This is a genomic window from Pararhizobium sp. DWP1-1-3 (assembly GCF_049896125.1).
In the GTDB taxonomy this organism is placed as follows: Bacteria; Pseudomonadota; Alphaproteobacteria; order Rhizobiales; family Rhizobiaceae; genus Pararhizobium.
The window spans coordinates 21,091-47,884 of the sequence record NZ_JAFCTR010000008.1; the positions used below are offsets into that span (position 1 = coordinate 21,091).

Below are 26,794 nucleotides of genomic sequence, written 5' to 3' on the forward strand. Positions count from 1 at the left end.
ATTCGGATTGAATGATTTTCCCCCGCGGCAGCGGGCGTGCATCTGCATCGGCGCTCGCCTATTGGCAGGCTCTGATAGCCTCTGCGTTTGAGATGATGATGACGAATCGTGTGCGGGCCCAGCCAGCGTCAGTACCCCTGATCGCAGACACGGCCGTTACGGTTCAGGCGATAGCCGGATAGCCCAGCCGCCGCGCCTGCCGTTCCAGTTCGGCCAGCGGTTCATAATCGGCATCGGAAAGAACGGCGAAATCCTTCAAGCAAAGCACATCCCGCACGGTGGCCAGCGACGGTGCGGCGATGGCCTGTTGCAAGACCTGTCTCAGCAGTGCCACCTCCGTCTCGGGGGCGTCGGCTCGGGTGATGAACGGCAGTCCTGGCCCGCTCACAGTCTGCGTCAGGATGCGGACACCGGCAAGGCTCTCAGGGTCAAATCGCAACGCGTTGCCATAGGTGACGCAGTCGATCGCCGCGACATCGGCCTTGCTGGCGGCAATCGCCGCAATACTGTTGCGATGGCTGCCGGTTTCGACCACCGAAGAAAAGAACCGGCCATTGCGTGAAAGCGGCGCAATGGCGGCGCGGAACAGGTTGGTGCCGGAATTGCTGTCAGGCTGGTTGATCGCCGCCCGCGCGCCGCGCAAATCTTCCAGCGATCGGGCAGCGCTGTGTTTCGCCACGACAATAAAGCTGCGCATCAGCGGTCCATCGCAGCCCGGATGGCCATAGACGGGTGTTGCCACCAGATTCACCTTGCCGCGCAGATGCTTGACGTAAGGAAAGCCGCAAGTCTGGGCGAGCAGCAGATCCGGCCGCGTCCAGGCCTGATGGTAGTCCACGACATCGTCCAACCCAGCCGGAACCTCGTCCAGCCCTGCCCGCTTCAGGGCTTCACTGAGGAAATCCCACAGTTTAGCCGTGGCCTCGGCAAGCGGCGGCGGACTGGCATACATGGCAAGGCTGGCAAGACGCATTCGGGAGCTTTCACAAGGGACAGGAGCCACTACAGCATCGCGCTTCATTCATAACGCGCAAACGCCGCTGTAGCACTCTAAATTTGCTGCACAATCCCGCCGGCGCCGTATCGTCAAAGTTTGCTGCGGTAGCACACCACTCAGGAATGTTTCGGATGCGTGATATCGTCATGGGGCTTTAGGAAAAACCGCCGGGCGACGTCCCAGTAGCTGTCATAGACCAGTCCGCCATTGGTGCCGATCAGGGCCTCGCGGTGACGGCGATAGACCGATGGCAGCCGGTACCAGGAAATGCCGGGCTTCAGGTGATGCAGCACATGAAGGTTGTTGTAGAGGAACAGCAGGCCGAACAGGTGGCTGTTTTCGACGATCGCCGTGCGCTCCTCATGCTTTTCGGCATAGCGGTGTTCGGCATAGGACCGCAGCCGCGTCAGGGCCGCACCGGCATAGACGAAACCGCAGAAATAGAGCCAGAACGGCATGCCGCAGATCATCATGACCCAGAACAGCACGGCTGCAACACCAATCATATGCACCGTCCAGATGCGCGCCTGCCCAGGCTCGCCGGCCCACAGCAGCCGAACCTCTTGCGCCAAAAAACTCACCAGCATGACGGCGGGTCCAATGGTCAACCGCCCTAGCAACGTCGTATTCCAGCGGGCAAGGAGCTTGCCCACCCGTCCCAGCCGCTCCCAGGCTGCCTTGGTAAAATAGGAGGATTCCGGATCCTCGATCGGATCGGTCAGATGCTCGTCGCGGTGATGCTCTAGATGGCTGTCGCGATAGATCGGATAGGGGAGCCACAGCGATAGCGGGATCGATCCGATCGCATCGTTGATACGCTGATTGCCCGTCGGGTGTCCGTGAATGACCTCGTGCTGCAGCGAGCCCTGCCAGGCGATCAGCCAACCGCCCGCAAGGGCAACGATGACGACCGGCAGCGATTGCCACCAGAATGTCAGCGCCAAAAAGCCTCCATAGATCGCGATGGTCAGAATAACGGTCGGCCACTCCACGCGGCGGGCGGGGATTTTGATGATGTAGGATGGCGTGTCGGACATGCGCGGCTGTTCCCCCAGAAGTAGAGGGAAATTACATCGCTGCGGCAGATTTGGATAATTATTGTTTATTTATTTTATGGACTATTTGGGAAAAATCGTTCGTTCTCAGCTGCATCGGCCACAGCTTTCATCCGCCGACCGCTTCGCCTTACAAAAAAGGATCAGACCCAGGATGCCGACGTCTTCGGCAACCGGCCGTCCGGATCAACGACATCGAGGCGGGGTGCGCCCTTTTCATTCCACCGCCACAGCGCCACGCAGGTCCCGCCCGGCGACATGAACGACGGATAGACGACGCCATCGAAACCGCCGGCAATCAACCGCTGGCGCAGCTGGTGAGTCTTTGGCACCTGGCCTTCATCGAGAAGCATCCGCCACTCGCAGAGATGAATATCCTCCGGCACGCCAAGGCCGGAGAGCGCCGTGGGATCAGTGAGGTCGGCGAGCGCGGCATCCTTGAGATCCAGTTGCGCAATTAGCGCCGGATGCTGGACAAAACCCTGATTATACTCTGCCCAGGCAGTCGAGAGTTCGCGGGCCGCATAGATCGTCGCAGCGCCCACCGGATTCCAGCGTCCACCGAACCGCGCCGCGCCCTCGCCGGAAAGCGGCGCAAAGGCCCATTGCGGCACGAAGGCGCGCCACAATGTCAGCGTTTTCCTGGCTTTGTCAGGCATAGACGCCGGATCGGACCGCCTCGAGATAGGCCAGCACCTTGTCCGATTTGCCCTCGCTCACCAGATCATACGCGGTCTTTCCCGCCCAGCCCGGGATCGGCTGATGCTTGAACCAGATGGTCGCGCGGTTCTCGTCACCGGCCATTTCGCTGGCCATCGCAAGGATGCGCACGACATGGCTCAAGGCATGATCGACCTTGCGCGCGCCGGATTTCGCCGTCAGTGTATTGCGGGCAACGCCGATCAACCGGGCAAGCTCCGACAAGGTCACGCCAAGCTGGTTGGAGACCCGTTCAGCCGAAAGGAACGGCGATTGACCATCGCCGAACCGGCTTGCCGTCATATCGAAGCTCAAAGCTGCCATGACATTTCCTAACGTATATTGATAAGTACAGTATCAAAATATGCTCAAATCGTGCGCATTTCAAGCGCCGCTGCTGATTAAACTGGTTTGCGCCACCAAGGCTCGCGCTTTTCCAGAAAGGCGGAAATCCCTTCGCGTGCCTCGTCCGTTTCCCAGACATCGGCCAGGCGTTCGATCGTCGCCTCGATGACATCATCGGTGATCGGCATGCCGAGCGACCGCGCCAGCGCCTTGGATTGTCCAACCGCCCCGGGGGCGACCTGCAGATAGGGTGTTATCTCCGCTTCGACCGTGGCATCGAGATCGTCTGATGGCACGACGCGCGCCAAAAGCCCTGCCGCTTGCGCTGCCTGCGCGTCAAAAATCCTGCCGGACATGAACAGGGGCCGCGCCTGCCCCTCGCCGATCCGCGCCATCACATAGGGGCTGATGGTCGCCGGAATCAGCCCGAGCCGTGTTTCCGTCAACCCGAACTTGGCGGTATCGGCGGCAAATGCAACATCGGCGACGCATAAAAGCCCGACGCCACCGCCAAACGCATTGCCGTGAACGCGCGCGATGAGCGGTTTCGCCAGATCGTTCAGCGCCTTGAACATCAAGGCCAGCCGCTTGGCCTCCTTGATGCGCCCCGCCCGGTCCGCCTCGATCTGCGCCTTCATCCAGCCGAGATCACCACCGGCACAGAAGCTTGCACCCTCAGCTACCAGCACGACGACCCGAACGGCGGCATCCGCTCCCAGCAATCTTGCCACGGTGGTCAGCTCGCCGATCATCGTGCCGGACAAAGCATTGTGCTTTTCCGGCCGTGCCAAGGTCAGCGTTGCCACGCCCCTGCCGTCAACCGTGACGCGGATCGTCTCGTATGTCATGCCGCACTCCTCAAGCCGCGCGCAAACACCGAGGCTGCCGCAAGCGCTTCCTCGTTGAGGCCGGTGACGAAACCACGACCCCTCATGTAACGATCCACCAGCAGCGTATCGACATTGCCCTTGGCGCCCGGCGCATAGGGACAGCCACCGAGACCGCCGACCGACGCATCGAATACCCGGATGCAGCGATCGAGCGCCACGCCGATATTGTCGAGCGCCCAGCCTGACGTGTCATGGAAATGCCCGGCGAGCTTACCCGCAGGAATGTCCGCCAACACCGCCGCCAGCATGCGGTCCACCGCCTCCGGCGTACCTCGTCCGATCGTATCGCCAAGGCTGATTTCGTAGCAGCCAAGCTTCAGCAATTGCCCCGCGACGTCGGCAGCACTTTCGGGTGCCACGGCCCCGTCATACGGGCATTCGACCACGCAGCTGACATAGCCGCGCACAGCAATCCCCGTTTTACGGGCAGCCTCCGCCACCGGGCGAAACCGCTCGATGCTCTCGGCAATCGAGCAGTTGATGTTGTGCTGTGAAAACCCTTCCGAGGCCGAGGCAAAGATCGCCACCTCGTCTGCGCCAGCCGCAATGGCTGCCTCAAAACCCTTCATATTGGGCGTCAGCGCAGCGTATCGTACCCCCGGCCGCCGGGTGATCCCGGCCATGACCTCGGCAGCGTCGGCCAGTTGCGGCACCCATTTCGGGCTGACGAAACTGGTCACTTCGATCCGCTCGAAACCGCAGCCCGACAGCATGCCGACAAGCCTGATCTTTTCCTGCGTGCCGATCAGCACCTTCTCGTTCTGAAGGCCGTCGCGAGGTGCCATCTCAACGATCGACACTCTGTTGGAAACTCCGCCTTTACCCACGGAAGACATCAGGCTTCCTCGGGCTTCAGCATCAAAAGCACAGTACCATCCGTCGTCTGATCGCCCTCGGCGACAAACAGGCTATCGACGATACCGTCGCGGCTGGCCGCAAGTGTCAGCTCCATCTTCATCGCCTCCATGACGATCAGCGGATCACCTTTTGCCACCGCGTCTCCCGCCTTGACGCGCACCAGCTTGATCAGCCCCGGCATCGGCGCGGTCAGGCGATCGCTTCCCGCCGCACTTTCCGCTTCGCCGTCCAGCGGATCGGGAATGTGGAAATCGAAAGCCCGGCCATCGACGAGAAGCGTGAACCCCTTTGCGATCTCAAGCCGTTGCAACCGGCTTTGCCGGCCATCGGCCTCGACAAGACAACCGCCATCGAACCGCCCGGAGATCCGAACCGGAATGACCCGGTTGCTGCCATGGACGGCAAAAAGGTCGAGACCGCGCGCCGCCACCCGCAGCACATGCCGCTCGCCGGCATGATCGAGCGTCACCGTGCGCGTCGCCTGCCCCCAGACTTGCCAGTGACCGAGCGATCTCCAGGGATCGCCGGTGGGCGGGGCCGGCAATGTTCCGAGCGACAGGACGGCTGCCAGCGCCAGCACGGTTTCATCCGGCGCATCAGTCACCGTCAGCGCCTCGACCTCCCGGTCGATCAGCCCGGTATCGGGATGCCCGGCCGCGAAATCGGGCTGTTGGCTCAGGCCGGTCAGAAATTCGAGATTGTTGGCAACGCCGCCGATATGGCTCTTTGCCAATGCCGCCGTCAGCTTTGCCAATGCCGCTGCCCGCGTCGGCCCGTGCACGATCAGTTTGGCAATCATCGGATCGTAGAACGGGCTGATCCGGTCACCCTGCCGCACACCGGCGTCAACCCGCACACCATCGTCCGGAAACCCCACATGCGACAGCGTCCCGGTCGATGGCAAAAAACCGCGCGCAGGGTCTTCCGCATAGACCCGCGCCTCGAAGGCCCAGCCGTCGATCGACAGTTCCGATTGCTTCAATGGCAACGGCTCGCCATTGGCGACCCGCAACTGCCATTCCACCAAGTCAATGCCGGTGATCGCCTCCGTCACCGGATGTTCGACCTGCAGCCGCGTGTTCATTTCCATGAAGAAAAACCGGTCCGGCCAAAGCCCATCGGAGACATCGGCGATGAACTCGACGGTGCCGGCGCCGCAATAATCGATGGCGCGCGCCGCCCGGACGGCAGCCTCCCCCATCGCCCGGCGCATTTCCGCCGTCATCCCGGGCGCTGGCGCTTCCTCGATCACCTTCTGGTGGCGCCGCTGCAGCGAGCAGTCCCGCTCGAACAGATGCACCGCATTGCCATGCCGGTCGCCGAACACCTGGATTTCGATATGGCGCGGCTTCGTCAGGTATTTTTCAATCAGCACCGCACCATCGCCGAACGCAGCCTCCGCCTCGCGCCGAGCCGCCTCAAGCGATGCGCCGAAATCCTCGGCCCGATCGACCCGGCGCATGCCCTTGCCGCCGCCGCCTGCCCGCGCCTTGATCAGCACCGGAAAGCCGATCTCGGTGGCTTGTCCGGCAAGAAACGCAGCATCCTGATTGTCGCCGTGATAGCCGGGGACCACCGGCACGCCCGATTGCTCCATCAGCACCTTTGCCGCGTCCTTCAGTCCCATTGCCCGGATGGCAGCGGCCGAAGGCCCGATGAAGGCCATGCCCGCCGCTTCCACGCTTTCTGCGAACTCCGCATTCTCCGACAGGAACCCGTAGCCGGGATGGATCGCCTGCGCGCCCGAACGCCTGGCAGCCGCGATGATGCGCCCGGCGTTCAGGTAACTTTCGCTGGCTGCGGCCGCACCGATGCGAAAGGCTTCGTCCGCCAGCTCGACATGCAGCGCACCGGCATCCGCCTCGGAAAACACCGCGACCGTGCGAATGCCGAGACGCCGCGCCGTGCGGATGATCCGGCAGGCGATCTCACCGCGATTGGCAACCAATATCTTCGAAAACATCACTCTATCCCGGTTATTGCGCGGCGACGACTTCGACCTCGAGCAGCCAGCTCTCATCGAAAATACCGGCAATCACCACTGTCATCGCCGGCGCCAGACTGCCCAGATATTCGGCGCGGATTTCCCGGTTGGCCATCGTATGGTGCCTATCGGACAGATACATCGTGACCTTGACGATATCGGCCTTGCTCATGCCGGCAACCTTCAGCTGCGCATCGACATTCAGCCAGACTTGCCGCGCCTGCGCTTCGAATCCTGTGGGCAGCACATCGTCGGGACCGGCCGGAATCTGGCCGCTGACGAACAGCACCTTGGTAAAACCCTCGATCCGCACCGCCTGTGAATAACCGCCGCGCGGCTGAGGGGCGTTCTTGGCGTTGAAAGCATCACGGTTCATGGTCTTTCTCCTCACATCCTGAACAGGCCAAATCGGGTATCGTCGATCGGCGCATTGAGCGCTACAGACAAGGAAAGCGCCAGAACGTCGCGGCTCTTGCGCGGATCAATGATGCCGTCGTCCCACAGCCGCGCCGAGGCATAGAGCGGATGGCTCTGGGTCTCGAACAGGTTGAGCACCGGCTGCTTGAACTTCGCCTCGTCTTCCTCGCTCCAAGGCGTGCCCGCGCGTTTTAGCGCATCGCCGCGCACGGTTGCCAGCACCCCTGCCGCCTGCTCGCCGCCCATCACCGAAATCCGGCTGTTCGGCCAGGTCCAGAGGAAGCGCGGCGAAAAGGCCCGGCCACCCATGCCATAATTGCCCGCGCCAAAAGAGCCGCCGACCAGCATGGTGATCTTCGGTACCTTGGTCGTCGCCACCGCCGTCACCAGCTTGGCGCCGTGCTTGGCGATCCCCTCCGTCTCGTATTTGCGCCCGACCATGAAGCCGGTGATGTTCTGCAGGAAGACCAGCGGGATCTTCCGCTGCGAGCAGAGCTCGACGAAATGCGTGCCCTTCAGCGCCGATTCCGAAAACAGCACGCCGTTGTTGGCGATGATACCGACCGGAATTCCGTGGATATGGGCAAAGCCGCAGACCAGCGTCGTGCCATAGCGCGCCTTGAACTCGTCCAGCCGCGAGCCATCGACGATCCGGGCGATCACCTCGCGAATATCATAGGGCGTGCGCAGGTCCAAAGGCACGACACCGGCAATGTCGGCAGGATCGTAGGCCGGCTCTTCCGGCGCCTGCCGCTCGACGGTGGTTATCGCCAGCCGGTTGAGGTTGGCAACGGCGCGGCGCGCCAGAGCCAGAGCATGCGCATCGTCGCGCGCCAGATGATCGGCAACGCCGGAAAGCCGCGTATGCACATCGCCGCCGCCGAGATCCTCGGACGACACCACCTCGCCGGTCGCAGCCCGCACCAGCGGCGGCCCGGCCAGAAAGATCGTGCCCTGCCCTTCGACGATGATCGCCTCGTCCGACATCGCCGGCACATAGGCGCCGCCCGCCGTACAGGACCCCATCACCACGGCGATCTGAGGAATACCGGCCGCCGACATATTGGCCTGATTGTAGAAGATCCGGCCGAAGTGATCGCGGTCCGGAAACACCTCGTCCTGGTTCGGCAGGTTGGCGCCGCCGGAATCGACCAGATAGATGCAGGGCAAATTGTTCTCTGCCGCGATCTCCTGTGCCCGCAAATGCTTCTTCACCGTCATCGGATAATAGGTGCCGCCTTTGACCGTCGCATCGTTGCAGACGATCATGCAGTCGCGGCCGGACACACGGCCGATACCGGTGACCAGCCCCGCCCCCGGCGCCTCGCCCTTGTAAAGCCCGTGCGCCGCCGTCAGGCCCACTTCCAGAAATGGCGTCGCCGGATCGATCAGCTGCGCCACGCGCTCGCGCGGCAGCATCTTGCCGCGGCTGACATGACGCTCGCGCGCCACCTCGCCGCCACCGCCGGCAGCCAGAGCCGCCGCTTCCTCGACGACATGCATCGCCTCCGCCATTGCCGCGCTATTGGCGCGGAATGTTTCGGAAGACGTGGTAATTTGCGATTTCAGAACGGCCATTCATTCCCCCGACCAAACATCCTGCAGAGTGTCACGCTCAAGCCGTCTCGCCAAAAAGCTCCCGCCCGATCAGCATGCGCCGTATCTCCGACGTGCCCGCGCCAATCTCGTACAGTTTCGCATCCCGCAGCAGCCGGCCGGCCGGATAGTCATTGGTGTAACCATTGCCACCCAGCACCTGGATGGCTTCCAGCGCCAAAGCCGTTGCCCGTTCGGCCGCGTAGAGAATGCAGCCGGCCGCATCCTTGCGCGTCGTCTCTCCACGATCGCAGGCGGCCGCCACGGCATAGACATAGGCGCGCGCCGCATTCAGCGTCACATACATGTCGGCGATCTTGCCCTGCATCAGCTGGAATTCGCCGATCTGCTGGCCGAACTGCTTTCGCTCATGCAGATAGGGGACCGCAACGTCGAGGCAAGCCGCCATGATCCCGAGCGGCCCGGCCGACAAAACGACGCGCTCATAGTCGAGCCCCGACATCAGGATGCGCACACCGCCGCCAACGCTGCCCAGCACATTTTCCTCCGGCACCTCGCAGTCGCTGAAGATCAGTTCGCAGGTGTTGGAGCCGCGCATGCCGAGCTTGTCGAGCTTCTGGCCGGTTGAAAATCCGGCAAAACCCTTTTCGACCAGGAACGCGGTAATGCCGCGCGGTCCGGCTTCCGGATCGGTCTTGGCATAGACCACCAGGACATCGGCGTCCGGCCCATTGGTGATCCACATCTTGTTGCCGTTGAGCACATAGCGGTCGCCGCGTTTGTCGGCCCGAAGCTTCATCGACACCACATCGGAGCCGGCTCCCGGCTCGGACATTGCCAGCGCGCCGACGTGCTCGCCGGAAATCAGCTTCGGCAGGTATTGGGCCTTCTGGGCATCGGAGCCGTTGCGGTTGACCTGGTTGACGCAGAGATTGGAATGGGCGCCATAACTCAAGGCCACCGATGCTGAGGCCCGGCTGATCTCCTCCATCGCCACGCAATGGGCGAGATAACCAAGGCCGATACCACCGTAATCCTCGCCCGCGGTGATCCCGAGCAGCCCGAGATCGCCCAGTTCCCGCCAGAGCGGCATCGGAAAGCTGTTGTTCCGGTCTATATCGGCCGCCTGCGGCGCAATACGTTCGCTGGCAAACCGCTGCACGGTTTCGCGCAGAGCCTCGATCTCGTCGCCCAAGGCAAAATTCAAGCCGCCAGAATACATCGGGCCTCCTCCCTGTCGGATCACGCTGCCTGAACGGAAAGAAGACGATAATACGAGACTCGGCCTCGAAAAGGCGGTCAAGGATACCTGCATTCCTCCCGGTACAGCAGCCGCTGCATGACGCCGGCGCTGCGGACTCCTCTCCACCGCACCGGTACCGGTTTTAAGACTAACACAGCCGCACAACAATTTCCGAACCAAGACAGGCGCTTGCACGCATGATTTGCAAAAAATCACGGCAGGAACCATCGTCGGCGTTGCTTGGCCCGTTGGAAGGGTCCATCCGCCCTTGCATACAAAACCTGCAGGCTTCAAGACGGCATCACGACAATCAGCGCTGGAATGTTCATGTCAGGAAAACAGATTGCGATCATCGGTGGCGGACCGGCGGGCCTGATGGCGGCGGAAATGCTGTCGATGTCCGGCCATGCCGTGACGGTCTATGACGGCATGCCGACATTCGGCCGGAAATTCCTGCTGGCCGGAAAGTCCGGCCTCAATATCACTCATTCGGAAGACTACCTGCGTTTCGCCACCCGTTTCGGTGCGGCGTCGGACCGCCTGCGCGCAGCGCTGGATGCCTTCACTCCCGCCGACGTGCGCGCCTGGGCGTCCGGCCTCGGCACGGAAACCTTCACCGGTACATCCGGCCGCGTCTTTCCAACAGTCATGAAGGCCTCGCCTCTGCTGCGCGCTTGGCTTAGACGGCTGGAGGCGCAGGGTGTCACGCTCGTCACCCGCCATCGCTGGATGGGCTTTGCCGATGACCGCCTCACCTTCGAGACCCCGTACGGCCCCAAAACCATCCTCAGCGATGCGACGCTGCTTGCGCTCGGCGGCGCCAGCTGGCCGCGCCTTGGCGCTGACGGCAGCTGGATGCCGCTGTTGCGAGACAAAGGCGTCGAGATCGCCGATCTCCAGCCCGCCAATTGCGGCTTCGATGTCGATTGGAGCGATGTCTTCAAGCACCGCTTTGCCGGTGCGCCGCTAAAATCCGTCACGACCATGTCGGACGCAGGCGCCTTCCCCGGCGAATTCGTGATCTCCCGCCACGGGATCGAAGGCAGCCTCGTCTACGCCCATTCGGCAGAATTGCGCGACCGTCTGGCGCGGCAGGGCAAGGCGACCCTCCTTGTCGATCTCGCTCCCGGCCGCAGTCTCGACAGACTGGAAAAGGACTTGGCGCGGCAGGATGGGAAGATCAGCCTCTCCAATCGCCTGCGCAAGGGCGCCGGTCTCGAAGGCGTCAAAGCCGCCCTGGTGCGGGAAGTCGGTTCCCCGACCACGCTCAACGACCCCGCCCACTTGGCCAACCTGATCAAAGCGCTGTCCATTACCGTCACGCGTCCTCGGTCCATCGCCGAAGCGATCTCTTCGGCCGGGGGCATCCGCTTCGATGCGCTCGACGAACGATACATGCTGAAGGTCCTGCCAGGCGTCTTTGCCGCCGGGGAAATGCTGGACTGGGAAGCGCCCACCGGCGGTTATCTGCTTACCGCCTGCTTTGCCACTGGACGGGCGGCAGCGGCGGGGATCAGCGAATGGCTACTGAATCCGGCTTCATCATCGGTGTCAGTTTGATCGGTTCTCTTGGCGCATCGGCATCTGGTCGATCAGCTCGAACAGCACGGCTGCCGGCACGACCTCATCCGTGCGGAATTTCACCGCGCCATCCTTGCCGACCAGCTTCAGTGCAAAAAAACCGTCCGTGACGTCCAGATCGGAGCGGATGGCGTAGCAATTGAGATCGTATTCGGGGCCGAACAGTGCCTTGACTTCATTGCGCCCGACCTCCAGCACGATCATGTCGCGCTCGCGAAGTCCATCAGCCTCGGCAAGCAAAAGGTTCGCCTGCCGCGCTGCGTCGAGATGGTTGTCATCGGGGAAAATAATGACCACGCGGTAGCGCCATTCGAAATCCGCCAAACTCATCCCGCCCTGCTGCGGATCGATTTCGATACCGGAGACAGCTCCAGACAATGATTTCAGCATCGCCTTTATCCTCTTGCATTGAACCATGAGGATGCTAACTGGCGACCAGGGCATTTGGTTCCAGAGTTCGTGCACCGATGCCTTTAGGTGAATGAGCGGCGCTATTGCACCAAAATCGCCCTGATATCATTGACATTGGTTCCGGTCGGCCCCGGCTTGAAAATATCGCCGATCGCATCGAACGCGGTCCAGGCGTCGTTGCGGTCAAGCAGCGCCGCTCCATCGACCCCGGCCTTGGCAAGGCGCGCGACACTTGTCCCATCGGCAAACGCGCCGGCATTGTCCTCCGACCCGTCGATGCCATCGGTATCGGCGGCCAGCGCCGAAATTCCTTCGGAACCGTCGATACCCAATGCCAGCGACAAGAGGAATTCGCTGTTGCGCCCGCCCTTGCCCTCGCCCCTTATGGTCACCGTCGTTTCGCCACCCGACAGAATGACCACCGGCTTGCGGAACGGCCGGTTGCGAACGGAGACCTCGCGGGCAATCGCCGCATGCACGCGGCCGACCTCCCGCGCCTCGCCTTCCATCGCGTCGGACAAGATGACTGCCTTGACGCCGGCTGAACGGGCAAGATTGGCGGCCGCCTCCAGCGAAACTGCAGCCGAGGCGACAAGGCGGACCTCGTTGCGGTGAAACTTTTGGTCGGCAGGGTTCGGTGCCGCAGACGCGTCGCTGCGGATAAACCCCATCACCTTTTCCGGCAATTCCAGCCGGTAGCGCTCGATATAGCGCAGTGCGTCTTCGCGGGTGCTGTTGTCGGGAATCGTCGGTCCCGAGGCCACCAGCGCCGGATCGTCGCCGGGAATATCCGAGACCACCAGCGACACGACTTTTGCAGGCCAGGCCGCCGCCGCAAGCCGCCCGCCCTTGATGCGGGACAGATGCTTGCGGATCGCGTTCATCGCGCTGATCGGTGCGCCGGAGGCCAAAAGCGCCCGGTTGACGGCGATCTCGTCGTCGAGCGTCAGGTCACCCGCCGGCAACGGTAGGAGCGCCGAGCCGCCACCGCAGATCAGCGCCACGACCAGATCGTCCTCGCCAAGGCCGCTGACCTCCTCAAGCAACCGGCGCGAGGCTTTCAGCCCGTTTCCATCCGGCAGCGGATGCGATGCCTTCAGCACCTCGATCCGCTCGCATCGTGCTCCATAGCCGTAGCGCGTCACGACGGCGCCCGACAGCGGTCCGTCCCATAGCCGCTCGAACACCTGCGCCATCTGGGCCGCTCCCTTGCCGGCGCCGATCACCACCGTGCGGCCCTTCGGCTTTTCCGGCAGGTTGGCGGCCAGCACCTTGGCCGGATCGGCGGCGGAGACTGCCGCATGAAACAGCGTTTCCAGAAAGGCTTTCGGGTCGGCGATCACGGCCATGTCTTCATCCTCATTCATGAAAAACCGGGCGGCCCTCCTCCTGGCCGCCCGGTCCTTGTCGTCAGGCGACCGCGTGGTTGGCCATGCGTTCGAGAGCCGTGACGAGGCCTGAATGATCGAGGCCGGCATCCCCATGGGCAGCGCAGCTGTTGAACAGTTCCTGCGTCGCCGCCGTGTTCGGCAGCGAAACGCCGATGGCCTTTGCCCCCTGTAGCGCCAGGTTCAGATCTTTCTGGTGCAGCGAGATGCGGAAACCGGGCTCGAAGGTGCGCTTGACCATGCGGTCGCCATGCACTTCCAGAATGCGTGACGAGGCAAAGCCGCCCATCAGCGCTTCGCGAACCCGGGCCGGATCGGCACCGGCCTTCGAGGCAAAGACCAGCGCTTCCGCGACAGCCTCGATGGTCAGCGCGACGATGATCTGGTTGGCGACTTTGGTCACCTGCCCGTCGCCGCAATCGCCGACCAGCGTGATGTTCTTGCCCATCAGCTTGAACAGCGGCAGCGCCCGCTCGAAACTACCTTCGGTACCGCCCGCCATGATCGACAGCGATGCGTTTCTGGCGCCGACTTCGCCGCCCGAGACCGGCGCGTCCATGTATTCGGCGCCCGTTTCACGGACCTTTTTGGCAAATTCCTTGGTCTCGATCGGCGAGATCGAGCTCATGTCGATGACCAGCTTGCCCTTCGACAGGCCGGAGGCAACGCCGTCTTCACCGAACAGGACGTCCTTTACATCCGGCGTATCCGGCAGCATCAGGATGGTGATATCGACCTTTTCCGCCAGCGCCTTCGGTGTGTCGGCAAAGCGCAGGCCGTTGTCGAGCAGTTCCTGCTTCGGCGGGATGTGGAATTTCGAGGTAACGACGGTGTGGCCGGCATCCTGCAGGTGGCGTGCCATCGGCGTGCCCATGATACCCAGTCCGATAAAGCCGATTGTGGCCATGATGCTTAACTCCTGATCTTGATGATGTCTGCGCTGCGGGCGGATGTGGCTGATGCAAGCCAGCCGAGCCCTTCGGATGTCGTGGTGCGCGGCTTGTATTCGCAGCCGATGAAGCCGTCATATTCGGCCGCATCCAGCGCCGCGAAGACGAAGGAATAGTTGATCTCGCCGGTGCCCGGTTCGTTGCGGCCGGGATTGTCGGCCAGCTGCACATGGGCGATCTGCGCCTGGTACTTTTTGAACGTGCCGATCAGCTCGCCCTCGGTCCGCTGCTGGTGGTAGAGATCGTACTGGATGAACAGGTTGTCGCTGCCGACTTCCTTGATGATCGAGGCCGCCTGCTCCACCGTGTTGAGGTAGAATCCCGGAATATCGAAGCGGTTGATCGGCTCGATCAACAGCCGGATGCCGTGCTTGCCCAGTTCCCCTGCCGCCAGCCGCAGATTGGCAACGAACGTCGCCCGCAATAACTCGTCCGATATGCCGACCGGCGCGATGCCGGAGAGGCAGTTGATCTGCGTGCAGCCGAGCGCCGTCGCATAATCGATGGCTAAGGCCACGCCCCGGCGGAATTCGTCGCCCCGGTCGGGCAGGACGGCGATGCCGCGCTCGCCGGCGGCCCAGTCGCCGGCCGGCAGGTTGTGCAGCACCTGGGTCAGGCCGTTGACTTCGAGTGCTGCCTTCAGCGCCTTGGCGTCGAAATCATAGGGGAAGAGATATTCCACCGCCGTGAACCCGGCCTTGGCGGCTAGCGCGAACCGGTCGAGGAACGGCACTTCGTTGAAAAGCATGGTCAGGTTTGCCGCAAATTTTGACATGAAAAAATCCTCCATTCTCTGGTCAGTCGAGCAGCGCCATGATCGCCGTCGGGGCGTCCTCGCCGCGTTCGGCCAGTTCCTCGAATTCGACCACCGCATTGATGTCGGCGCCCATCGAAATATTGGTGACACGCTCGAGGATGAACTCGATGACGACGGGCACCTGGTGCTCCTCCATCAGGTCTTTTGCCCTTGAAAAGGCCTCCTGGAACTCGTTCGGGCTCCTGACCCGGATCGCCTTGCAGCCGAGACCTTCGGCGACCGCCACATGATCGACGCCGTAGCCCTTCTCCGCATCGCCGGAGGCGTTGATATTGTCGAAGGCGAGGCTGACTTCGAAATCCATGCTCAGCCCGCGCTGCGCCTGGCGGATGAGGCCGAGATAGGAATTGTTCACGACCACATGCAGGTAAGGCAGCTTGTGCTGGGCGCCGACGGCCAGTTCCTCGATCATGAACTGGAAATCATAGTCGCCCGAAAGCGCCACGATCGTCCGGTTTGGATCGGCGGCACGCACGCCGAGCGCTGCCGGCAGCGTCCAGCCGAGCGGGCCGGCCTGGCCGCAATTGATCCAGTTGCGCGGTTTGTAGACATGCAGGAACTGCGCACCGGCAATCTGGCTGAGACCAATGGTCGAAACGTAGCAGGTGTCGCGGCCGAACGCCTTGTTCATCTCCTCGTAGACACGCTGTGGCTTCAGCGGCGTCTGGTCGAAATGCGTCTTGCGCAGCATCGTCCGCTTGCGCTCGCGGCATTCCTCCGCCCAACCGGACCAGTCCTTCAGCTTGCCCGCGGTTTTCCATTCGGTGGCGACGTCAAGGAACAGTTTCAGCGCAGCACCGGCATCCGAAACGATGCCGAAATCCGGTGCAAAGACCCGGCCAATCTGGGTCGGCTCGATATCGACATGCACGAACGTGCGGCCTTCGGTATAGGTCGGGACGTTGCCGGTATGGCGGTTGGCCCAGCGGTTGCCGACACCCAGCACGAAGTCGGAGGCAAGCAGGTTGGCATTGCCGTAGCGATGCGATGTCTGCAGGCCGCACATGCCGGCCATCAGCGGATGGTCGTCGGGGATCGTACCCCAGCCCATCAGTGTCGGAATGACCGGAATGCCGGTGATCTCGGCAAATTCGGTCAAGAGATCGGACGCATCCGCATTGATGATGCCGCCACCGGCAACGATCAGCGGACGCTCCGCAGCGTTCAGCATGGCGATCGCCTTTTCGGCCTGCGCCCGCGTTGCTGACGGCTTGTAGGCTTCGAGGGGCGCGTAGGTGTCGATGTCGAATTCGATTTCCGCCAGCTGCACATCGACCGGCAGGTCGATCAGCACCGGACCGGGACGACCCGAGCGCATCAGATGGAACGCCTTCTGGAAGACGAACGGCACCAGTGCCGGCTCCATGACGGTCACCGCCCATTTGGTCAGCGGCCCGGCGATCCTGGCGATATCGACCGCCTGAAAGTCTTCCTTATCGAGGCGCGCGCGCGGCGCCTGGCCGGTGATGCAGAGGATCGGGATCGAATCCGCCTGGGCGGAATAGAGCCCGGTGATCATGTCGGTGCCGGCCGGACCCGAGGTGCCGATGCAGACGCCGATATTGCCATGTTTGGCGCGGGTATAGCCTTCCGCCATATGGGAAGCGCCCTCGACATGCCGCGCCAGGATATGGCGCACAGTGCCGCGCGCCTTCAGCGCCGAGTAAAGGGGATTGATCGCCGCGCCCGGAACCCCGAAGGCACAATCGACGCCTTCCCTCTCCAGAACCAGAACCGCCGCATCGACTGCGCGCATTTTCGCCATGACTATTCCTCCATCGTGTGAGGATCAGGGTAGTCCGATTTTTTCAGCGGGCAATCATTAAATGGAAATCATTCCCATCATATGGAAATAAACATCTTCAACGATTCCGCTATGAATGGCGACACTCGGGAGCATGATAAATGGCTATGGCTAACCGCGCCCTTCCTCTTCTCCCCAGCGGGGAGAAGAGGCCCCGAAGGGCCGATGGGGGCAACCACAAACACCGGGATCGCCGCCCCTCATCGCCTCGCATGCGCTCGGCACTTCTGCCCTCAGGGAGAAGAGGAAGACACCGAATGCCCAGCAAACCCGTTCCGCTTTCGTCAACGATGCACTATGTCATGGACCACGACACAACGGAGCCGATATGCCCGCCAAGCCAACACAACAGGATCAATTGCGCGCCAAACCGGGCCGCAAGGCCAGCGAAAACGCCGTCCCCTCCTCCGTGCAGGTGCTGGATCGCAGTTTGAAACTGCTCGATCTTGTCGCCAGCGCCGATGGCGCCGCGCTGACCGACCTGTCGGATCAGTCCGGCATGGCGCCGTCCACCGTCCACCGGTTGCTCACCTCGCTTGCCAATCACGGCATGGTCACCCACGATGCCGAGACCGGCGCCTGGACGATCGGGCTGAAAGCCTTCGAGATCGGCAATGCCTTCCTGCGCTTCCGCAAGCTCGGCACGATCAGCCGACCTTTTCTGAAACAGCTGATGGAACATTCCGGCGAAACCGCCAATATCGGCATCGAGGACGGTGGCGATGTCGTCTTCATCTCGCAGGTCGAAAGCCACGCCCCGATGCGTGCCTTCTTCCGCCCCGGGCGCCGCGGCCCGATCCACGCGTCGGGCATCGGCAAGGCCATCCTGTCGACGTGGGACAACGCTGCCATCGAACGCCTGCTGACGCCCCGCCCGCTTGCGCGCTTCACCGAAAAAACCCGGGATACCCTGCCCAAGCTTTTGACCGATATCGAAACCATCCGTGCGCGCGGCTGGTCGATCGACGACGAGGAGCACACACTCGGCATGCGCTGCCTCGCCGCGCCGATCTTCAACGAATACGGCGAGGCGATCGCCGGGATTTCGGTGTCAGGCCCGGCGGTCAGGCTCCCGGACGCGACGCTGGCCGCGCTTGGACCTGTGGTCGAGGCTGCAGCCGAGGGGGTGACGCAGGCGATGGGCGGCCGGCGGGGCGTCAGCTCACAGAGGCACGCCCAAACCAGCTAACGTGTCGCTCCCGGTATCAATGGCCGGGATGCAGGGCGTCGTTCAGATACATGCAGGTCAGCATGGTGAAGACGTAGGCCTGGATGATGGACATCAGCATTTCCAGCGCCGTCAGGGCAACGGTCATCGCCAGCGGCAGGATGGCGCCGATGACCCCCAGCGTGCCAAGATCGGTCATCGACGCCACGAACCCCGCAAACACCTTCAGCGTAATATGTCCGGCCAGCATCACCGCGAACAGGCGGACGGAATGGCTGATCGGCCGCGACATGTAGGAAATCACCTCGATGGGGATGATGATCGGCGCCAGAACCATCGGAATCCCGGCGGGCATGAACAGCCGGAAAAAGCCCAACCCGTGCTTCACCAATCCATAAATCGTCACCGTGCCGAACACGATCATCGCCAGCGCGAAGGTAACGATGATGTGGCTGGTGACAGTGAACGCGAAGGGAAACATCCCGATCAGGTTGGCGACGAGGATGAACATGAACAGCGAGAACACCAGCGGGAAAAACCGCATGCCCTCTTTCCCGGCATTCTCGCGCAGCGTTTTGCCAACGAATTCGAACAGGAGTTCCGACACCGATTGCCAGCGGCCGGGCACGAGGCGCCGCTTTGCCGTGCCGATCAGAAGCAGGCCGGCTGCCAAGGCGACCGTCAGAACCATGTATGCGGAGGAATTGGTGAAGCTCAGATCGACGCCACCCGCTGTCAATTCCAGAAGCGGCTTGATTTCGAATTGTTCAATAGGACCGGCCATCGGTTATCCTTGAAAAGAGATCGCGATCACGCGCAGGTCCGCACGCCGGTTCAAGGACGCAAAGACACGCGCGACGGGATCGCGGGACTGAATGATGAAAGCGAGGGAGAGGGTTTTGACGGGCGGCTCCTGCTCTCACGGGTGAGATGCGGGGCCGTCCCCAGGGTGGTCGAGGCGCAGGTCGTCCTGCGCAAAATCCTGATATCCACATCCTGCGGCGATTGCAAGCCGCCGCAGACAGGCGCGGTTCAACGGGTGAACAGCATCAGAGCAAACACCGCAAACACCATCAGATGCAGCAGTCCCTGGGTGATCGACGTCCGGCGCCCCAGATAGGTCATTACCGTCAATCCCACGGTCAACCCGAACAACACGGTCTCGGTCGGCGATATCCCGAAGACCACGGTTTTGCCGGTCACCAGGCCGACCGCCAGCACGGCGGGAACGGTAAGCCCGACCGTCGACACGAAGGCCCCGAGGCAAAGGTTGATCGCCCGCTGCGTTTCGTTGTTCAGCGCTGCCTTCACGGCGGTGATCGATTCGGGCGTGAACACGATGATGGCGATCAGCACGCCGCCGACCGCAACCGGCGCACCGGCGATGGCCACGCCATAGTCGATGACCACGGCAAGATCATGCGCGAGCAGAACGATCGGCACCATCAAAGCCAGCAGGATGACGGTGTGAACCAGAAGCTTGCGCCTGCCGGCACCGCTCCGTGCTGGCGAAGGCCCGGCCGAGGCATCGGGGGTTTCCCTGCGGATCGACATTTCGCCCGCGGTCGGCTGCATGAAATGTGTTCTGTACCGCCCCATCTGCAGAGCGAGGAACGCGCCGTACAGTGCCGCCGTGAGCAAGCCGATCGCGATGGCCTGCGATGGCCGGAAGGTGCCGTTGCCCGTCGTCAGCGTGTTCGGAAGAATGAGCGCGACGCCGGCCAAAACCAGGGTCATGGAAATGAAGGCAAGGGCACCCTGCGCATTATACTCCTGCTCGCCATGACGGAACGCACCGGCAACCAGGCAGAGGCCGGTGACGAGGTTCATGATGATCATCATGACAGCGAAGATCGAATCCCTGGCGATGGTCGGCGCCTCGTTGGGGCCAAGCATGACGGCGGCAATGAGAATGACTTCGATCGACACGATGGACAGCGTCAGGATGAGCGTTCCATACGGCTCGCCGAGCTCGTGCGCCAGATGGTCGGCCTCGCGCACGACACCGAACGAACCGAGCAGGATGGTGCCGAACAGCGCGGCGAAACAGGCGATGGCCACCCAGACCGTCATCGGCTGGGATAGCCAGGTGGATCCTTTCCACAGGAACAGGATGACGACCAGCCAGGCGATGGCGAGTTTCAAATAAGGGCTATGGATCAGGCTAGGGGAAGATTTCGGCAACAAGACTTGTGAACCTCACAAGGGGCCGTCCCCGATGGTTAGGATCGCGGCACGGTCGTCCGTGCCGGGCTTTCGCGAAGCATATGGATTTTTCTAACAATCTACTGTGGCGCTGTCCAGTCGCGATGGAGTTGGGGCACGGCGCTGGCCAAGCTGGGCACCGCAATACCCCTCAGTCACCGGCAGCCGGTTCCGTATTAGTTCCGTGCCACCCACGCGTGCCAGTCGGCTTCGCTGCCACGGAACACGTTGAGATCGATCCTGCCCTCGACGCCATGTGAAAGACCGGAGCCGGAATATTGCCAGAACAGCCACTTGCGGCCCGGATAGACCTGCGACGGGTGTGCTGCCACCGAGCGCAGCCAGAACGGATAGTCCTTGAATTCGCCGGTCAGGTTGTCACGGTAGAAATCCGGTGCGGTGTAAATCACCGGACGCTTGCCGTAGTGGCGCTCCAGCTTGTCCATGAACACCTGCATCTTCTCGATCGCCTTGGCCCGCGACAGGCGGTACTTGCAGCTGGATTCGCCGTTATATTCGACGTCGATCACCGGCGGCAGCGCATCGGGATCGCGCGGCACGTTGCGGATGAACCAGTCGGCCTGTTCGCCGGCCGTGCGGCACCAGTAGAAGAAATGATAGGCGCCGCGCTTCAGTCCGGCATCCTTTGCCCGCTTCCAGTTCGTCCTGAACATCGGATCGAGATGGTCGCCGCCGTCGGTCGCCTTGATATAGGCGAAGTTCGCCCCTTGCGTACGCAGTTTCGCCCAGTCCATTTCGCCCTGCCAGCGTGACACGTCGACGCCATGTACCGCGAGCTTGCGCGGCGAAGCCTTGCCGAAATTGATCGGATGCGCATCGCGGAACTGGTGGCCGTAGATTTGCCCACGCCGGGTGCGCGAAGCGCCGCTTGTCGGGTTTTCCGGCATGATCATTGCGACCGGGCGTTCAGCCGGAACAGCCATGCCTTCGGTCACGGATTCGAATGCCTGCGACTGCGGAACCTGACCCGCCCAGGCCAGTTGCTCGGGATGACTTTCGGCCTGCGCAATCAGCGCGCCGACATCGGCCGCAGGCACTGGCCCCGGCACGACGGAACTGGTCGTCTCCTTCGACGGCAATCCCGCCACCAGGCTTTTCGGCCCGGAACTCGATGTGCAGCCTGCCATAAACAGGCCGGCAAGAAGGATCGCTGGAACAGCCACAAAACGCATAGGAACCCGTACGCAAAACAAACAAACAGGCGGCACCCGCCCCCACTGCCTTCAATTCCTAACGGATAATTACCAACAAAGATTGAATCCGATCTTTCTTACATACGATGGACGCAGATGGCACAGAAGTGGCGGGTTTTATTGTTGACAACGGGGACGTTCCGATGAGGCTGCCTCGCAGCAACCCCGGTTTTCCAGGTCCTCATTGAAAAATCATCCCCGCAAAATCCCCGCCCTTAAAACCCGTGCCATACTTCTTTCCGTCCCACCACGGATACACCGGAAAGCGTTGCCGGCGAGATGGGGCCGGTGCCCGGATGGTTTGGCGAAACGCGCGCGAAATCCCCGGGGCTGCGTGAAAGGCGGTTCTCCTCCGGTTCGTGAAAGCGGACCGGGCGTGCCGGGTGGTCACACCGTCCTTGGACGGTCCAGGGCCAAACCCCGCCGCATTGAAAAGCCCAGCGGATAAGCGGCCGGGCTGGGGCATTGGAGGTTTTCCTGTCAGAGAGGAAAGCGCAGAAGAACCTGAGAAGCGCGGCAAAAGACACTGAACGGGGCGCCGGAAGGCGTCATATAAACTTACTATCCTGCGGCACTTTCCAGCGCCCCGGCCAATTAAGCTTCAGCAAAACCACGGCGGATTTTTCCGGGCGTGGCTATAGGCCGTTGAAGCTGCCGCGAACTCCCTCTTCTCCCCCGCAGGGAGAAGAGGGAGTTCCACCTCCCCCTTGAGGGGGGAGGTCGCGACGCAGTCGCGGGTGGGGGTGATCACCGCGAGCACCATAGTCTATTGCATATGCCGCAGATCACCCCACCCGGCACTACGTGCCGACCCTCCCCCTCAAGGGGAGGGTAACATCCTCACGCCGTCTCCAGCGTCCTTGCCGAAACACTAGCCTTGCGTTTCTTCATCGCCTTGCCGGCCACATAGATCTCGGCCACACAACGGTCGTCGCCCATCGTCTGCAGGATGAACAGTTCCTCGACCAGCGATTTCGCCGTGCGCATCCGTAACTCCATCGCCGATTTGCCGCTGCTATCAAGCACGACGATATCGGCGTCGGCGCCCCCGTGCAGCGAGCCGATGCGGTCCTGCAGCCCCAGCGCCCGGGCATTGCCGAGTGTCATGCGGTAGAACGAGTTGAGCGGCGACAGGCGCTGGCCCTGCAAGTGCAGCACCTTGTAGGCCTCATCCATCGTCTCCAGCATCGAGAAGCTGGTGCCCGCCCCGACATCGGTTGCCACCGACCAGCGGGCGCCGAGGCGGTCGAAGCGGTCGCGGTCGAACAGGCCGGATCCGAGGAAGAGGTTGGAGGTCGGGCAGAATACGCCGACAGCGCCGGTCTCGGCCAGCACCGAAATCTCCCGGTCGCTGAGATAGATGCAGTGCCCGAGCAGCGTCTTGTCCGTCAAAAGATCGTAGCGGGCATAGATGTCGGTATAATCCTTGGCATCGGGATAAAGCGAGGTGGCGAAGGCGATCTCGTCCTTGTTTTCGGACAGATGCGTCTGCACGTAGCAGTCGCGATGTTCAGCGACAAGCGCTTGGGACATCTCCATCTGTTCCGGCGTCGAGGTGATGGCAAAGCGCGGGCTGATCGCATAATGCGCCCGGCCGCGGCCATGCCATTTGCCGATCAGCCGCTTGGTCTCGTCATAGCCTTTTTGCGGTGTGTCGCGCAGCGCGTCCGGCGCATTGCGGTCCATCATCACCTTGCCGCCGACCATCAGCATGCCGCGCTGTTCGGCGGCCGAAAAATAGGCATCGACGCTCTGCGGATGCACCGAACAATAGGCAACCGCCGTCGTCGTGCCATTGGACAGAAGCTCGTCCATGAACCGTCCGGCGATGAAGGCCGCATGTTCCGGCTCGGCGAACTTCTGCTCCTCGACGAAAATATAGGTGTTCAGCCATTCGAGCAGCTGTGCGCCATAGGATGCGATCGCCTGGGTCTGCGGGAAATGCAGGTGCGTGTCGATCAGCCCGGGCAGAATCAGATGTGGTCGATGATCGGCCACCGCGACGCCAGGACCGGCAGTCTTGCTGATTTCGGCATAGTCGCCGACGGCTGCGATTTTTCCATCGCGTACCAGAACCGCGCCATCGTCCACGGTCAGATAAGATGCGGTATCATCGATACCCTCGGGCTCATCGATAAAGGTCAGCACACGTCCACGGATCAGGAGTTCGCTCATTGGGTTTTTCCTCCGTTCACAACTGTCTCGTACCAGGCAACCAGAAGCTTGCGCTCGTCGTCGGTCACGGCCGTCACATTGGCAGGCGGCATCGCATGCGAGCGTCCGGCCTGCAGGTAGATTTCGCGCGCATGGTTGGCGATCTCAGCATCGCTCTCCAGCACCACCCCCTTCGGTGGCTTGATCATACCCTCCCAGCCCGGCTCCTGCGCATGGCACATGGAACAGCGGCCAAGGATGGTGTCGCGCACCTCCGGAAAGGCTTCCGCAGTAACGAAAGGCTGCATCGCCGCCGAAACCTTTTCCGGCTCGCCGGTCAGGATTTTGGGCACGGTCGACAGCCACATGATGACGATGAACAGAAGCACGGTGGCCAGCCAGGTCCAGGTCGGGTTGCCAGTGTTGGCGTGGCGGGTGTTGAAATAGTGCCGGATGGTGACGCCCATCAGGAACACCAGCGAGGCGATGATCCAGTTGAACTGGGTACCGAAGGCCAGCGGATAATGATTCGACAGCATCAGGAACAGCACGGGCAGCGTCAAATAGTTGTTGTGCGTCGAGCGCTGCTTGGCGATCCGGCCGTATTTCGCATCCGGCGTGCGGCCGGCGATCAGGTCGGCGACGACGATGCGCTGGTTCGGCATGATGATGAAGAACACGTTGGCCGACATGATCGTCGCCGTGAAGGCGCCGAGATGCAGGAAGGCGGCGCGGCCGGTGAACAGCTGCGTGTACCCCCACGCAACCGCGACCAGGATGAAGTAGAGCGCCACCATCAGCCGCGTATTGTCGTTGCCGAAGCGCGACTTGCACAGCAGGTCGTAGATGATCCAGCCGAAGGCGAGCGAGGCCAGCGATATGACGATGGCAACCGGCTTAGAGACGTCCATCACGTTTGGATCGATCAAATAGAGATCGGCACCGGCATAATAGACAAGTGCGAGCATGCCGAAGCCTGAAAGCCAGGTGACGTAGCTTTCCCATTTGAACCAGATCAGGTGTTCCGGCATGTTGGACGGCGCAACCAGGTATTTCTGGATATGATAGAAGCCGCCGCCATGCACCTGCCACTCCTCGCCATAGGCGCCGGCGGGAAGATCAGGACGCTTGCGCAGGCCAAGGTCGAGCGCGACGAAATAGAACGACGAGCCGATCCAGGCGATGGCGGTAATGACGTGGAGCCAGCGGACGGCGAAGGTCAGCCAATCCCAGGCAATGGCGTATTCGTACATAAGGGCCTCCCTCTTTGGGAGACTTCTGCCACTGGACGATTACAACCGAAATGCCGGTTAATCACCAACACTTTCAAAAAAATCTATAAGATCACCCCCGCTGTGGTCGGTTGCCGCCTGTGGTAGAAGGGTGTCATGTCCTATCTCGATAATATCCGTGTCTTCGTCCGCGTCGTTGAACTCGGCACGCTTTCCTCCGCCGGCCGCGACCAGCGGGTGACCCCTGCCGTCGCCAGCAATCGCATCAAGGAGCTGGAAAAACACCTCGGCGTGCGCCTGTTCAACCGCACGACGCGAAAACTGTCGCCGACCGAACATGGACGGGTGTTCTATCTCGGTGCCGTCAAGATCATCGAGGCCGTCAACGAGGCGGAAAGCGCCATCGCCGACCTTTCACACAATCCGAAAGGGTCGCTGAGGATCACAGCCCCGCTCGGCATCGGCCGCCGTCTGATCGCCTCTGGCATTCCGGAATTCCACGATAAGTATCCGGATATCGAGGTGCGGGTGCGCCTCTCCGACCACAATGTCGATATTATGAGCGAGGGCGTCGATGTCGCCTTCAAGCTCGGCGTGCTGGAGGATTCCAACCTGCGCATGCGCGGCATTCTCAACTGTCAACGCGTCGTCTGCGCCGCTCCCGGCTATCTGGCTAAGCGCGGCACACCGGACACTCCGGACGCGCTGATCGACGACAAGCACGACTGCCTGCTCCTGCGCTATCCCGGCTCGAAGGAATATTACTGGACTTTGCAGACCCCGGACGGCATCCGCAAACTCGAAATCGGCGGCCCCTACGATTCCGACGATGGCGACGTGCTGACCCAATGGGCGCTGGAAGGCCGGGGCATCATCAACAAGCCGCTGTTCGAGGTGAAAGCACACCTCAACGACGGCACGCTGGTCGAAATCCTCAAAGACACCCCGCCCGCCAGCGTCCAGCTCGCGGCGATCTACCCGCACAAGCGTTTTCAGGATCCAAAAGTCCGGCTGATGATCGATTTCATGGCCGAACGCTGTCAGCGGATGATCGGCAAGATGCTGGAGTGAGAAGGGGAGCAGTCGACCCGGATTGAATATGTCGTAAAAAAACGTATATCTTATGGTAAATGTACTAGGTGGAGATGCCGATGACATATGCTCTCATGACCAGCGCCGACTTCAACCAAAACCCCAGCAAGGCAAAGAAAGCCGCGAACGAAGGTCCGCTCGTCATCACCGAGCATGGGGAAGCGAGCTATGTTCTTGTCCGATATAGCGATTTCGAAAATAACTGGAAAAAGTCCAGAAGCCTGTATGATGCCTTACGTCACAAGGACTCCCGGTTCGATGATGATTTCACTCCCGAACGCGTAAGTTTCGAGGGGCGGGACGTCGAATTCTGATGACATTTCTGCTCGATACGGACGCGCTATCTGCGTCTCGCAGACCCCATCTTCAAGCCAGAGAGTACCAGGATTTTCTCCGAGCATTCGATATAGGTACGGCATATATTTCCACGGTCTCAATCATGGAAATAGAGTTCGGTATAGAACGCGAACGAGGTCGTAATCGTGATTTCGCGGATGATCTGACCCTCTGGTTGACGACGGTTGTTATCCCGGAATTCACAGATAGGATTTTGTCTTTCGATAGGCGCGCGGCCTCGATCGCCGGCCGATTGCCGACACCGCATAAAAAACCGAATGCGGATGCCATGATCGCGGCAACCGCGCTTGCCAATGATCTGATCATCGTTACGCGCAATCTATCGGATTTTCAGCCGCTGGGTGTGACCTGCCTCAACCCATGGCACGGCCTGTGA

The 26,794-nt window shown here is 61.7% G+C and carries 25 protein-coding genes; 5 read left to right on the plus strand and 20 right to left on the minus strand.

Features of this window, described 5'->3' with window-relative positions:
- Window positions 1–163: 163 nt before the first annotated feature.
- The 10 genes from ACP7BS_RS17100 to ACP7BS_RS17145 all read right to left on the minus strand — a co-directional run bounded on the left by ACP7BS_RS17100 (window position 164) and on the right by ACP7BS_RS17145 (window position 10,024).
- Window positions 164–973: a phosphate/phosphite/phosphonate ABC transporter substrate-binding protein gene (locus ACP7BS_RS17100; protein WP_426239059.1), complete on the minus strand. Its 810-nt coding sequence runs from the start codon at window positions 971–973 to the stop codon at window positions 164–166.
- Window positions 974–1,113: 140 nt separating this feature from the next.
- Window positions 1,114–2,034, minus strand: a complete 921-nt coding sequence (locus ACP7BS_RS17105) for a fatty acid desaturase (protein WP_426239060.1) — start codon at window positions 2,032–2,034, stop codon at window positions 1,114–1,116.
- A gap of 161 nt (window positions 2,035–2,195) precedes the next feature.
- Window positions 2,196–2,711: an RES family NAD+ phosphorylase gene (locus ACP7BS_RS17110; protein WP_426239061.1), complete on the minus strand. Its 516-nt coding sequence runs from the start codon at window positions 2,709–2,711 to the stop codon at window positions 2,196–2,198.
- Window positions 2,704–3,075 carry an antitoxin Xre/MbcA/ParS toxin-binding domain-containing protein gene (locus ACP7BS_RS17115; RefSeq protein ID WP_426233352.1) on the minus strand — a complete coding sequence of 124 codons (372 nt, stop codon included), beginning with the start codon at window positions 3,073–3,075 and terminating at the stop codon, window positions 2,704–2,706. The genes ACP7BS_RS17110 and ACP7BS_RS17115 overlap by 8 nt, the downstream gene beginning before the upstream one ends.
- 77 nt (window positions 3,076–3,152) lie before the next feature.
- Complete coding sequence (locus ACP7BS_RS17120) at window positions 3,153–3,944, minus strand: crotonase/enoyl-CoA hydratase family protein (protein ID WP_426239062.1); 792 nt, start codon at window positions 3,942–3,944, stop codon at window positions 3,153–3,155.
- Window positions 3,941–4,822 (minus strand): hydroxymethylglutaryl-CoA lyase, encoded by an 882-nt coding sequence (locus tag ACP7BS_RS17125; protein ID WP_426239063.1) that lies wholly within the window; start codon window positions 4,820–4,822, stop codon window positions 3,941–3,943. Before ACP7BS_RS17125 ends, ACP7BS_RS17120 begins: the two co-directional genes overlap by 4 nt.
- Window positions 4,822–6,807, minus strand: a complete 1,986-nt coding sequence (locus tag ACP7BS_RS17130) for an acetyl-CoA carboxylase biotin carboxylase subunit (protein ID WP_426239064.1) — start codon at window positions 6,805–6,807, stop codon at window positions 4,822–4,824. Before ACP7BS_RS17130 ends, ACP7BS_RS17125 begins: the two co-directional genes overlap by 1 nt.
- Window positions 6,808–6,820: 13 nt before the next feature.
- On the minus strand, window positions 6,821–7,204 hold the full coding sequence (locus ACP7BS_RS17135) for a RidA family protein (protein ID WP_426239065.1): 384 nt from the start codon (window positions 7,202–7,204) through the stop codon (window positions 6,821–6,823).
- 11 nt (window positions 7,205–7,215) lie between these two features.
- Window positions 7,216–8,823 (minus strand): carboxyl transferase domain-containing protein, encoded by a 1,608-nt coding sequence (locus ACP7BS_RS17140; protein ID WP_426239066.1) that lies wholly within the window; start codon window positions 8,821–8,823, stop codon window positions 7,216–7,218.
- A gap of 37 nt (window positions 8,824–8,860) precedes the next feature.
- Window positions 8,861–10,024, minus strand: a complete 1,164-nt coding sequence (locus ACP7BS_RS17145; protein ID WP_426239067.1) for an isovaleryl-CoA dehydrogenase — start codon at window positions 10,022–10,024, stop codon at window positions 8,861–8,863.
- 348 nt (window positions 10,025–10,372) lie between these two features.
- Between ACP7BS_RS17145 and ACP7BS_RS17150 the strand changes: the two genes are divergently transcribed.
- On the plus strand, window positions 10,373–11,605 hold the full coding sequence (locus tag ACP7BS_RS17150) for a TIGR03862 family flavoprotein (RefSeq protein WP_426239068.1): 1,233 nt from the start codon (window positions 10,373–10,375) through the stop codon (window positions 11,603–11,605).
- Here ACP7BS_RS17150 and ACP7BS_RS17155 read toward each other — a convergent pair.
- The 5 genes from ACP7BS_RS17155 to gcl all read right to left on the minus strand — a co-directional run bounded on the left by ACP7BS_RS17155 (window position 11,597) and on the right by gcl (window position 16,957).
- Complete coding sequence (locus tag ACP7BS_RS17155) at window positions 11,597–12,016, minus strand: DUF4174 domain-containing protein (protein ID WP_426239069.1); 420 nt, start codon at window positions 12,014–12,016, stop codon at window positions 11,597–11,599. The two genes, ACP7BS_RS17150 and ACP7BS_RS17155, sit on opposite strands and share 9 nt — an antisense overlap.
- Before the next feature lie 101 nt (window positions 12,017–12,117).
- Window positions 12,118–13,386, minus strand: coding sequence for a glycerate kinase type-2 family protein (locus tag ACP7BS_RS17160; protein WP_426239070.1), 1,269 nt, complete (start codon window positions 13,384–13,386; stop codon window positions 12,118–12,120).
- Between the two features lie 61 nt (window positions 13,387–13,447).
- Entirely contained in the window at window positions 13,448–14,332 is an 885-nt protein-coding gene (locus ACP7BS_RS17165; RefSeq protein WP_426233371.1) for a 2-hydroxy-3-oxopropionate reductase, read from the minus strand.
- A 5-nt stretch (window positions 14,333–14,337) separates the two neighbouring features.
- Window positions 14,338–15,150 carry a hydroxypyruvate isomerase gene (gene hyi, locus ACP7BS_RS17170; protein WP_426239071.1) on the minus strand — a complete coding sequence of 271 codons (813 nt, stop codon included), beginning with the start codon at window positions 15,148–15,150 and terminating at the stop codon, window positions 14,338–14,340.
- Window positions 15,151–15,172: 22 nt separating this feature from the next.
- Window positions 15,173–16,957, minus strand: a complete 1,785-nt coding sequence (gcl, locus tag ACP7BS_RS17175; protein ID WP_426239072.1) for a glyoxylate carboligase — start codon at window positions 16,955–16,957, stop codon at window positions 15,173–15,175.
- 367 nt (window positions 16,958–17,324) lie between these two features.
- Here gcl and ACP7BS_RS17180 point away from each other — a divergent pair, with 367 nt between their 5' ends.
- Window positions 17,325–18,185 carry an IclR family transcriptional regulator gene (locus ACP7BS_RS17180; RefSeq protein ID WP_426239073.1) on the plus strand — a complete coding sequence of 287 codons (861 nt, stop codon included), beginning with the start codon at window positions 17,325–17,327 and terminating at the stop codon, window positions 18,183–18,185.
- Window positions 18,186–18,201: 16 nt separating this feature from the next.
- On the opposite strand, the gene ACP7BS_RS17185 is transcribed toward ACP7BS_RS17180, so the two are convergent.
- The 5 genes from ACP7BS_RS17185 to ACP7BS_RS17205 form a co-directional block, all read right to left on the minus strand.
- Window positions 18,202–18,948, minus strand: a complete 747-nt coding sequence (locus tag ACP7BS_RS17185) for a F0F1 ATP synthase subunit A (protein ID WP_426239074.1) — start codon at window positions 18,946–18,948, stop codon at window positions 18,202–18,204.
- Between the two features lie 248 nt (window positions 18,949–19,196).
- Window positions 19,197–20,351, minus strand: coding sequence for a calcium:proton antiporter (locus tag ACP7BS_RS17190; protein WP_426239075.1), 1,155 nt, complete (start codon window positions 20,349–20,351; stop codon window positions 19,197–19,199).
- Between the two features lie 194 nt (window positions 20,352–20,545).
- Entirely contained in the window at window positions 20,546–21,562 is a 1,017-nt protein-coding gene (locus ACP7BS_RS17195) for a glycoside hydrolase family 25 protein (protein ID WP_426239076.1), read from the minus strand.
- A gap of 861 nt (window positions 21,563–22,423) precedes the next feature.
- The gene (gene guaD / locus ACP7BS_RS17200; protein ID WP_426239077.1) at window positions 22,424–23,758 is read right to left on the minus strand and encodes a guanine deaminase; all 1,335 of its coding nucleotides are present in this window, start codon (window positions 23,756–23,758) and stop codon (window positions 22,424–22,426) included.
- Entirely contained in the window at window positions 23,755–24,990 is a 1,236-nt protein-coding gene (locus ACP7BS_RS17205; protein WP_426239078.1) for a urate hydroxylase PuuD, read from the minus strand. Before ACP7BS_RS17205 ends, guaD begins: the two co-directional genes overlap by 4 nt.
- 135 nt (window positions 24,991–25,125) lie before the next feature.
- Here ACP7BS_RS17205 and ACP7BS_RS17210 point away from each other — a divergent pair, with 135 nt between their 5' ends.
- The 3 genes from ACP7BS_RS17210 to ACP7BS_RS17220 all read left to right on the plus strand — a co-directional run bounded on the left by ACP7BS_RS17210 (window position 25,126) and on the right by ACP7BS_RS17220 (window position 26,794).
- Window positions 25,126–26,040 (plus strand): LysR substrate-binding domain-containing protein, encoded by a 915-nt coding sequence (locus ACP7BS_RS17210; RefSeq protein ID WP_426239079.1) that lies wholly within the window; start codon window positions 25,126–25,128, stop codon window positions 26,038–26,040.
- Window positions 26,041–26,120: 80 nt separating this feature from the next.
- Window positions 26,121–26,375: a type II toxin-antitoxin system Phd/YefM family antitoxin gene (locus ACP7BS_RS17215; RefSeq protein ID WP_426239080.1), complete on the plus strand. Its 255-nt coding sequence runs from the start codon at window positions 26,121–26,123 to the stop codon at window positions 26,373–26,375.
- The gene (locus ACP7BS_RS17220; protein WP_426239081.1) at window positions 26,375–26,794 is read left to right on the plus strand and encodes a type II toxin-antitoxin system VapC family toxin; all 420 of its coding nucleotides are present in this window, start codon (window positions 26,375–26,377) and stop codon (window positions 26,792–26,794) included. The genes ACP7BS_RS17215 and ACP7BS_RS17220 overlap by 1 nt, the downstream gene beginning before the upstream one ends.

Coding starts and splice junctions, on each gene's coding strand:
- ACP7BS_RS17160 (WP_426239070.1), bottom strand. CDS start 13,386: ATGGCCGTGATCGCCGACCCGAAAGCCTTTCTGGAAACGCTGTTTCAT.
- ACP7BS_RS17150 (WP_426239068.1), top strand. CDS start 10,373: ATGTCAGGAAAACAGATTGCGATCATCGGTGGCGGACCGGCGGGCCTG.
- ACP7BS_RS17180 (WP_426239073.1), top strand. CDS start 17,325: ATGCCCGCCAAGCCAACACAACAGGATCAATTGCGCGCCAAACCGGGC.
- hyi (WP_426239071.1), bottom strand. CDS start 15,150: ATGTCAAAATTTGCGGCAAACCTGACCATGCTTTTCAACGAAGTGCCG.
- ACP7BS_RS17130 (WP_426239064.1), bottom strand. CDS start 6,807: ATGTTTTCGAAGATATTGGTTGCCAATCGCGGTGAGATCGCCTGCCGG.
- ACP7BS_RS17125 (WP_426239063.1), bottom strand. CDS start 4,822: ATGTCTTCCGTGGGTAAAGGCGGAGTTTCCAACAGAGTGTCGATCGTT.
- ACP7BS_RS17120 (WP_426239062.1), bottom strand. CDS start 3,944: ATGACATACGAGACGATCCGCGTCACGGTTGACGGCAGGGGCGTGGCA.
- ACP7BS_RS17105 (WP_426239060.1), bottom strand. CDS start 2,034: ATGTCCGACACGCCATCCTACATCATCAAAATCCCCGCCCGCCGCGTG.
- ACP7BS_RS17115 (WP_426233352.1), bottom strand. CDS start 3,075: ATGGCAGCTTTGAGCTTCGATATGACGGCAAGCCGGTTCGGCGATGGT.
- guaD (WP_426239077.1), bottom strand. CDS start 23,758: ATGAGCGAACTCCTGATCCGTGGACGTGTGCTGACCTTTATCGATGAG.
- ACP7BS_RS17220 (WP_426239081.1), top strand. CDS start 26,375: ATGACATTTCTGCTCGATACGGACGCGCTATCTGCGTCTCGCAGACCC.
- ACP7BS_RS17135 (WP_426239065.1), bottom strand. CDS start 7,204: ATGAACCGTGATGCTTTCAACGCCAAGAACGCCCCTCAGCCGCGCGGC.
- ACP7BS_RS17165 (WP_426233371.1), bottom strand. CDS start 14,332: ATGGCCACAATCGGCTTTATCGGACTGGGTATCATGGGCACGCCGATG.
- ACP7BS_RS17110 (WP_426239061.1), bottom strand. CDS start 2,711: ATGCCTGACAAAGCCAGGAAAACGCTGACATTGTGGCGCGCCTTCGTG.
- gcl (WP_426239072.1), bottom strand. CDS start 16,957: ATGGCGAAAATGCGCGCAGTCGATGCGGCGGTTCTGGTTCTGGAGAGG.
- ACP7BS_RS17100 (WP_426239059.1), bottom strand. CDS start 973: ATGCGTCTTGCCAGCCTTGCCATGTATGCCAGTCCGCCGCCGCTTGCC.
- ACP7BS_RS17145 (WP_426239067.1), bottom strand. CDS start 10,024: ATGTATTCTGGCGGCTTGAATTTTGCCTTGGGCGACGAGATCGAGGCT.
- ACP7BS_RS17215 (WP_426239080.1), top strand. CDS start 26,121: ATGACATATGCTCTCATGACCAGCGCCGACTTCAACCAAAACCCCAGC.
- ACP7BS_RS17205 (WP_426239078.1), bottom strand. CDS start 24,990: ATGTACGAATACGCCATTGCCTGGGATTGGCTGACCTTCGCCGTCCGC.
- ACP7BS_RS17155 (WP_426239069.1), bottom strand. CDS start 12,016: ATGCTGAAATCATTGTCTGGAGCTGTCTCCGGTATCGAAATCGATCCG.
- ACP7BS_RS17140 (WP_426239066.1), bottom strand. CDS start 8,823: ATGGCCGTTCTGAAATCGCAAATTACCACGTCTTCCGAAACATTCCGC.
- ACP7BS_RS17195 (WP_426239076.1), bottom strand. CDS start 21,562: ATGCGTTTTGTGGCTGTTCCAGCGATCCTTCTTGCCGGCCTGTTTATG.
- ACP7BS_RS17210 (WP_426239079.1), top strand. CDS start 25,126: ATGTCCTATCTCGATAATATCCGTGTCTTCGTCCGCGTCGTTGAACTC.
- ACP7BS_RS17185 (WP_426239074.1), bottom strand. CDS start 18,948: ATGGCCGGTCCTATTGAACAATTCGAAATCAAGCCGCTTCTGGAATTG.